The 5195-nt window shown below is 62.8% G+C and carries 3 protein-coding genes and 1 pseudogene; 2 read left to right on the forward strand and 2 right to left on the reverse strand.

The window, feature by feature from the left end:
* Positions 1–298 precede the first annotated feature (298 nt).
* Positions 299–1405 (forward strand): IS110 family transposase, encoded by a 1107-nt coding sequence (locus ACTJK0_RS21315; RefSeq protein WP_223992154.1) that lies wholly within the window; start codon positions 299–301, stop codon positions 1403–1405.
* 310 nt (positions 1406–1715) lie between these two features.
* Here ACTJK0_RS21315 and dprA read toward each other — a convergent pair whose 3' ends face one another.
* Positions 1716–2624 carry a DNA-processing protein DprA gene (dprA, locus tag ACTJK0_RS21320; RefSeq protein WP_223995533.1) on the reverse strand — a complete coding sequence of 303 codons (909 nt, stop codon included), beginning with the start codon at positions 2622–2624 and terminating at the stop codon, positions 1716–1718.
* Between the two features lie 379 nt (positions 2625–3003).
* Positions 3004–3120: pseudogene (locus ACTJK0_RS21325) on the reverse strand (recombinase family protein); the annotation flags it as partial.
* A 142-nt stretch (positions 3121–3262) separates the two neighbouring features.
* Between ACTJK0_RS21325 and ACTJK0_RS21330 the strand changes: the two are divergent.
* Positions 3263–4756, forward strand: coding sequence for a PIN domain-containing protein (locus ACTJK0_RS21330; protein WP_440746540.1), 1494 nt, complete (start codon positions 3263–3265; stop codon positions 4754–4756).
* Positions 4757–5195: the final 439 nt, after the last annotated feature.

Here is a 5195-nt window from a genome sequence, read left to right on the forward strand (position 1 = left end):
CTAGACGATATGAAGAGGAACAGAACCTGCCCGTCCGGGGTCGGTCCATTATCGCCGGGCGGTCCTGCAGCGCCGGCTTGATGTGATCGGCGGCCCTGAGAGGGATCTGGCCGCTGCAGGACCTGTTCCCGGCAGTGATGTCCCTTATCCCGGAAGGGCAGGTTCTGGCGGGAGCATGGGGGGCCGGGGCCTTCTGTTTCACAGGGTCCGTGGGTTGCCATTGGCGGCTCCCGTGGCCTGCGAGGCTCATTGGGGGTGCAATGGTAGTGCCACATGTGAGGTTTGGGAGGTCCCGGCTATGTTTGAGCATACTTTCATTGGTCTGGATGTTCACGCGGTCAATGTCGTCGGCCATGCGCTGAACCCAGGCACTGGTGAAATCAGTCTCCACACGATGGCCGCTGACCCGGCCCTGATCCTGGAGTGGGTCCGGCGATTCGAGCCGCCCGTCAAGGTCGTTTATGAGTCAGGCCCGACAGGGTTTGTACTGGCCCGGCACCTGCGGGCCGCGGGCATCAACTGTGTGGTGGCGGCGTCCTCGAAGCTGCTGCGCGCTCCCGGGGACCGGGTAAAAACCGACAGGCGGGATGCCCGGGTTTTGGCTGAGATGCTCGCGGTCGGCTCGGTCACCGAAGTCCGCATCCCGGAGCCGGACGAAGAGGCGTTGCGGGACCTGTCCCGGCTGCGCTCGGGCACCGCCAAAGACCTCGCGCATGCCCGGCAGCACGTGAACGCCGTCCTGCTCCGGCACGGGATCCGCTACCCCAAGGACAGCAGGTGGACTACAGAACACAGTCGGTGGCTGCACCGCCAGAGCTTTCACGACCCGGCGCTGCAGTTCACCTACGACGCCGATGTCGAGCAGGCCGAGCTGCTTGCAGCGCATCTGGCTCGCATCGACAAACAGATCACCATCACAGCGGCGGCGTGCCGCTACGCAACAGTGATTGACGCGCTGATGTGCTTACGCGGCATCCAGCTCACGACCGCGTTCGGTCTGGCCGTGGAAATCGGTGACTGGACCCGCTTCACCGGCTCATCCATCGGCTCCTATCTCGGTCTGGTCCCCAGCGAAGAATCCTCCGGCCAGTCCCGGCACCAGGGCCCGATCACCAAAGCCGGCAACACCTATGCCCGGAAACTCCTCATCGAAGCGGCTTGGCAGCACCGCCGCCCCTACGCCCGGCCCGGAGAACGGCTGCTGCGCCAACTTGACCTGGTCGCGCCGGCAACCCGCATCCGGGCCCTCGAAGGAAACCACCGGCTGCACCGCAAATGGGAACACTTCGATGAACGCCACAAAATGTCAGTGAAGGCCAACACGGCGATCGCCCGCGAACTCGCCGCTTGGTGCTGGTCACTGGCCGCCCCGCTCCAGGAAGGACAACACATGAAAGCGGCCTGACCCGGAACCTGCCCGCCGACAGTGAGCAGTTGCGGGGGGCGATGACAGCACCCGGAGCCAACTCGGGCTTCAGCTATGAGCAGACGGTCCAAACCACCATCGACGCTCGATCCTAGACACCGATACGCTCCAGCCGAACAAATCGTCATGCGGTAACCAACCCGCGAATGTCAGCCTGACACTGCCCCAGTCGAAAAAGACTCGCCACGCCCCCCACAGCATCACAACCGGCCGGCACACGATGAGCGGCCCCCGGGAACCAAACCCAGGAGCCGCTCATCCATGCACTCTTGACAACGAGATCTACATATCAGCTGGCGAGCAGCTCTGTAAGGTCCGCTGCGTCGGAGACCAGCACGGCTCCGCCTTCCTTCAGGAGGCGGTGGCATCCTGCGGAGTTGGCGCTGTGGATGCTTCCGGGGACGGCGGCGACGTGCCGGGCGATCGTCTCCGCGTGGTGCGCGGTGTTCAGCGCACCTGAGCGCCAGCGGGCCTCCACGACACAGGTCACCCCGGCGAGGGCGGCGATGAGACGGTTCCTCTGCAGGAACCTGTACCGGGTCGGGGCGGAACCGGGCGGGAGCTCCGAGAGCGTCAGGCCGTTGCTCCGGATCGCGGCCGCGAGATCACCGTTGCCGGACGGGTAGTCCCGGTCGAGGCCTCCGGCCAGCACTGCGATGGTTGCCGGTCCCTCTCCCTGGCTCCCGGCCAACGCGGCCCGGTGCGCGTGCGCGTCAATCCCGTAGGCAAGCCCTGAGATCACGCAGATTCCCCGTTGGGCCAACCCGTACGCCATGTCCCCCGTGACGGAGGCGCCGTAGCTGGTCGAGTCCCGGGATCCGGTCAGGGCCACACACTTCGACGGCGCCGGGATGCCGTTGTCGATGTTGCCCCGGTACCAAAGCCCGTATGGGGCGTCGGGCAGATCGTCCAGGCCTTCCGGCCAGTGTTCATCTCCGGGGATCAGGAACCCGCCGCCCAGGCGCTCGATGGTGGCCAGGTCCTTCGCCGGGTCAACGTCCGGGACCCGTGGAGCCCAGCGCTTTAACGCCGCGGCCAGCTCTTCGGGTGTCACGTCCGGAAGGGCGTGTGCGGGCTGCGCGCCGGTGGCGAGTCTCAACGTGGCGTACGCGCCGAGCCTGCCGACAAGGGCCTGCCCGAGCCGGTCGCCCGGTTCGAACAGTCGGGTCAGGGCTGCGCGTGCAATGCGATCATTCATGGTTTTTCTCGTCCTTTGCTGAGGATCCGGTGGGTGGGGCGGCCTTGGTGACCGGCCAGCTTCCCCTCTCCCACCGGGCGTTTTTTGCCTGCTGGCGGAGCATCGCGGAGCTGTGCCCGACGGAACCGGCGCAACCCAAAGGGCAAGCAGCGGATGGATTGTGAGAGGAAATAAGCGAAGCGCCGACACAAACCATCGGCTGCGCAGCCGTCCGCAGGACGGTTGAGCCGGTGGAGCGGGCACGTACGATCCGCAGGACAGCAGCAAAAACAGAAAAACGCTTCTACAGCCCGAGCGAAGCGAGGACCGATCCCTTACCCAAGCGCTGAATTGCTGAGGCTGGAAACGGTGTCAACGGTTACCCTCTCTTCAGGAGCACCTACGGATTGCTGTTCTGGCGCGCAGCGAGGGCCTGCTGGTGGCGGTAGAGCGTTGCGCGGCTCCAGCCCACGAGTCGGGCGGCGTCTTCCGCAGTACGGCCCTTCTCGCGGGCATCCAAGCGCTACGTGTCAGCGATACTCCTGAGTTCAAATAGGCTGTTCTATGGTGGGCCAAGCCGACCGCAATCAGCTGGTGGTAATCAAACAGCGCGAGTCTCCATCGGACCCAGAGCGCTTGAGTGAGACGAAGGTTTGGATTTGATCATCTTCGATACGAATGCCGTGAATCTTTTGCCGCCCAGCGGTCCCCGGGCCGACATCATCCGGAAGCTGCGGGAGTCGGGGCATCATAGGATTGCCGTGCCGTGGATGGTCTTGGAAGAGATGGCTGCTCATCAGGCGGCCTTCTACCCCGACAGGCATAAGTCAGTAGTAACCGCCTTGCAGAAGCTACGGGAATTGCTTCCGTGGGAGCTGGAGAGCTCCCTGGAACCACTTGATTTGGAACGCCTCCTCAACCACTGGCGAGATGCTTACCGCGAGATCTTCGAAGTGATCGAAATGAGTGGTGACATCGCACGCAGGGCCTTGGCGCGCGAAGCAATGTCGCTTCCGCCTGCGAAGCGTAACAAGGACCATTCTGAGGGTGCACGGGATGTGGCCATCTGGTTCTCCATCCTGGAATTTCTCAATGAAAACCCCGAAGAGCACGTCTTCTTCGTTACAAGCAATACCAACGACTTCGGAGATGGCACCGCCTATCCCTATCCGATGGATGAAGACGTCCGCGGCCTTGAGGGTAGGCTCACGCGTCTTGCGGATTTCGATCAAGTGGTCTCCCGGTTCACCAAGGAAGTCTCTGGTGAGGCGGCGGAAACTGCTGCAGGAGACCTACTCCGATCATTTCCGATACAGTCTCGACTGGCTCAGACAGCTGTCGAGATTCTCACCTCGCCGACGGGTTTCGTAGGCGTGGGTCCCACTGACGGTGTGGTGCAGTGGCGTTCATGGATTACCCCGCCCGAAGCAGAACTCCTTAGCGTTACGGACGTCGTCGGCCATGAGATCGAGGGGGACATCTGGTATACGGCCAAGGCGAGGTGGCTGCTGTACGGGCTTGCGACCGACGGCAACGACACGCAGAGCATCGCCTGTGCATGGGAGGTGAAAGTCCTCTTCTCGGCAAGCAAAGAGGACCAAACGCCAACTCTCCTTACGCCTGGAGAGCCCTCGCTGCCAGACATGGGTGACGAGCGGTGCGCGGAGGCTCTAAAGCGACTCAAAGGAAGGGCGGCCGACGTGGCTCGTCGAAGCGTCGCCAGTATGTCTGCGCAGTCGTCTGCAACTGGAAGTTACCTGGCCCAGCAAATGGCCGCCGCCATGCCCAAGTACGACATCGCCGGCCTTATGGGCACCGCGAACCTGGCCCAGCAAATGGCCGCCGCCATGCCCAAGCTCGACGTCGCAGGGCTCTTGCCCACAGCCAACCTGGCCCAGCAAATGGCCGCCGCCATGCCCAAGCTCGACGTCGCAGGGCTCTTCCCCACAGCCAACCTGGCCCAGCAAATGGCCGCCGCCATGCCCAAGCTCGACGTCGCAGGGCTCTTCCCCACAGCCAACCTGGCCCAGCAAATGGCCACCGCCATGCCCAAGTACGACGTCAGTGGGTTGCCTTACTTGGCGACAGCCGCCAAGCCATCCTCCGACGATGAGACGGAGTCGAACGGAGACGAAGAGACCGAAGAACACTAAGGGGAAGAGTGCCAGAGCCGGCAGCTACTATCGATGAAAATCCATCCGCCCATTAGTACCAAAGCGTGACGTTTACTGGCACCAAACGTTAGTGGAGCTGAGGGTGACATATGAGCCTTACCCAAGGTGCCTAGGCCGCGGCAGGTCGATCCAAGCAGCGGAGTATTCGAAAGAACACTGGCAAATTAGTGCCCTGCAGCTAAGCATCGTTCTGTCAGACGGAGTCCTTCTAGGGAGCCGCACAAAAGGGGATTGAGAATGGCTATGCAACGATTCATGTTGATGGAGGTAGGGCACCCACTTGGAGACGGCGAGACGAGTGAGAGCTGTAAGCGGCCATGAAAAACTGCCCATAGGCGGCCACGAAATTGCCCACTGACGGCCAGTAGAACTGCCCACTGGTGGCCATGAGATCTGCCCACTTCCTCAACTGTTCCTG

It is taken from the genome of Paenarthrobacter sp. 22069 (assembly GCF_052046035.1).
GTDB lineage: Bacteria > Actinomycetota > Actinomycetes > Actinomycetales > Micrococcaceae > Arthrobacter.

Excerpts from the sequence above, each read along its gene's own strand:
- ACTJK0_RS21315 (WP_223992154.1), top strand. The coding sequence starts at position 299 with ATGTTTGAGCATACTTTCATTGGTCTGGATGTTCACGCGGTCAATGTC.
- dprA (WP_223995533.1), bottom strand. The coding sequence starts at position 2,624 with ATGAATGATCGCATTGCACGCGCAGCCCTGACCCGACTGTTCGAACCG.